Raw genomic sequence first — 720 nt, forward strand, 5'->3', positions numbered from 1 at the left:
GACGGCGGCCTGCAGATCCCGGAGGTTTTCCGGTTCCAGCGGGTTGGCCGGGTGGTTGGGGAAGGAGCCGTCCAGCTCGAAGTACAGCGGCACGATCTCAAAGGGCAGGGGCGGCAGCAGCCGGTCGCCCAGGACCGCGGGGGTGGTCAGCCCGGCCATGCCGTTGCCGGCGTCGACGACGACCTTCAGCGGGCGGGAGCCGGTCAGGTCGACCAGGCTGCGCAGGTAGGCGGCGTAGTCCTTGAGCACGTCCTGCACGCCGATCCGGCCGGGGGCGGCCACGGCCGGGATGCTGCCGGCGGCGAGGTAGTGCTCGGCGGCGGCCTGGATTTCCTTCAGCCCGGTTTCGGAGGAGACCGGCACGGCGCCGGCCTTGGCCATCTTGATCCCGTTGTACTGGGCCGGGTTGTGGCTGGCGGTGAAGGTGACGCCGGCGGCGTTCAGGGCGCCGCAGGCGTAGTAGAGCTCGTCGGTGGAGATCAGGCCCAGCAGCCTGATGTCCGCACCCCGGGCGGTGGCGCCGGCGGCGAAGGCCCGGCAGAATTCGGGGGAGGAGGGGCGCATGTCCCCGCCGACCAGCACGGTCTGTCCGGCCAGGCCCAGCACATCGACGAAGGCGGCGCCGACCGCTTCGACGATTTCGGTGGTGATGGTTTCGCCGACGATACCCCGGACGTCGTAGGCCTTGAACGATGCGGAAAGATCAAGTGTTGTGGTCAC

The 720-nt window shown here is 70.0% G+C and carries 1 protein-coding gene; it reads right to left on the reverse strand.

Annotated elements, in window-relative coordinates:
- On the reverse strand, positions 1-720 hold a 720-nt coding region (locus tag AC5RWU_RS24440; protein WP_493986756.1), incomplete at its 3' end, for a phosphohexomutase domain-containing protein.

This window comes from Arthrobacter sp. B0427-1-12, assembly GCF_059092905.1.